Source organism: Prevotella conceptionensis 9403948 (assembly GCF_000312305.1).
GTDB lineage: Bacteria > Bacteroidota > Bacteroidia > Bacteroidales > Bacteroidaceae > Prevotella > Prevotella conceptionensis.
The window spans coordinates 245689-247709 of the sequence record NZ_HE999443.1 but is presented as its reverse complement, the minus strand read 5'-3'; the positions used below and the strand labels follow the sequence as shown (position 1 = coordinate 247709).

General features: G+C 53.0%; 2 protein-coding genes. Both read left to right on the top strand.

The window, feature by feature from the left end:
* The coding region (locus BN93_RS00855; protein WP_044259330.1) for a RagB/SusD family nutrient uptake outer membrane protein at positions 1 to 1103 on the top strand (1103 nt) is incomplete at its 5' end.
* A gap of 2 nt (positions 1104 to 1105) precedes the next feature.
* Positions 1106 to 2021, top strand: a 916-nt coding sequence (locus tag BN93_RS00850; protein WP_019186457.1) for a DUF4960 domain-containing protein, incomplete at its 3' end; no start/stop codon positions are given.

Here is a 2021-nt window from a genome sequence, read left to right as displayed (position 1 = left end):
GTAGGCCCTCGAAAGCCGCTGCTGCCGCTTTCTTGGCCAAGGTTTACCTGTACAAGGCCTACCATCAAGACAACGAAAACAGCAACGAAGTGACCTCTATCTCGACAGAAGACCTGCAAAAGGTGTTGCAATACACCGCACCCGACATCTATGCCGCAGGCGGATTTGCATTGGAAAGCGATTTCCACAACAACTTCCGACCCGAACCGCAGTACGAAAACGGACCCGAAAGCATTTGGGCCATGCAGTATTCGATGAACGACGGAACAACATACGGCAACCTCAATTGGAGCTACGGACTGATTGTGCCCAACATTCCTGGCGTTACCGACGGCGGCTGCGACTTCTATAAGCCTAGTCAAAATCTCGTAAACGCCTATCGCACAGACAATGCGGGTCTGCCCCGAATAGACGACTTTAACAAGGCCGACTACGACAAGAGCCGCGATTATGCCGACCCACGCCTGTTCCTCACCGTGGGCATGCCCGGCTTGCCCTACGAGTTTAACCGCGATTTCATGATGGACCGCTCTGCAACATGGAGCCGCTCGAACGGTCTTTACGGCTATTACGTAACCTTAAAACAAAACGTCGACCCCAAAAGCGGATACCTTATTAAAGGTTCGTGGTGGGGAACGCCCATGAATCGCATCGTGTTCCGCTACGCCGATGTGCTGCTCGAACGTGCTGAGGCCTTGGCCCAACTAGGCGGGAGCCATCTGCAAGAGGCACTGGCACTGGTTAATCAGCTGCGCAGAAGGGCCAAACAAAGCACCGCCGCCATAGCCAACTACGAGTCGCAATATGGCGTTAGGCTCAATGTTGGCCAATACACAGGCAGCTACAACCAAGCCCAAACACTCAAAATCGTGAAAATGGAACGCCGATTGGAAATGGGCATGGAGAGCGAAAGGTTCTTCGACCTCGTGCGTTGGGGCGAGGCAGCCAGTGTCATTAATAAGTATTACGCCGAAGAAGCCAACGATTGCGCCATATATAACGGTGCCCACTTCACCGCCAACAAGAACGAATACCTGCCCATACCCCATGCACAGGTGGCCGCATCGAAAGGTAATTACAAACAAAACATAGGAGATTGGTAACGATGAAAACCCTGATAACCCAAATCGTGATGGCCTTTGCCACGCTCGTTGCCATCACGGCGTGCAGCGAAAGCAACGTTAGCGACCTGCAACTGGGTGGCGACTGCAACGTGCAAGCCCTTGCATTAGACAAATACGATGGCACAACCCACCTGCCTACACGCAGCATAACCGTGCGTGTTCCACAAAGTTATGATGTTAGCAACATGGAACTTACCACCCTGCAACTTAGCGCAGGCGCAACGGCCAACATCAAACTGGGCGACCATCTGGACTTTACCACGCCCCGAACGATGCGTGTGCGTAACGCCGACGTGTACGAAGACTGGACCATCAGCGTGCGCCGCGACGAGGCAAAGATAACAAGTTTCAAGATAAACGACCTGTATACGGGCATCATAGACGAAGGGGCAAGAACCATTTCGGTTTATGTTCCCGAGGCACTCAACCTCTCTTCGCTCGTTCCCACATTCACTTTGAGCGACAATGCCACAGCCTCTATCGCTAGCGGAGTGGCCACTAGCTTTGCCAAACCTGTGCAAATAACCGTTACCAACAACACCGCTACCACCACCTACACCGTAACCGTTACGAAGATAGGCAAGCCCGAAGTGGTGTTCGTGGGCTTAGCACAGAGCATGGACCAACTAAACATCGAAGAGCTAACGGCTTGTCGCTGGATGTTGGCCAACGTACCCAACTCGCTTTACGTCTCGTTCGCCGACATTAAGAACAAAAACATAGACCTAAGTGCCTGCAAGGTGATATGGTGGCACTACCATAAGGACGGCGGAGTGGATGGAAAAGAGGCCTTCGAGAAAGCTGCACCTGCCGCAGTAGAGGCATCGGTAGCCCTACGCGACTACTACAACGCAGGCGGTTCGTTCCTCTTTACGCGCTATGCCACCAACATGCCGG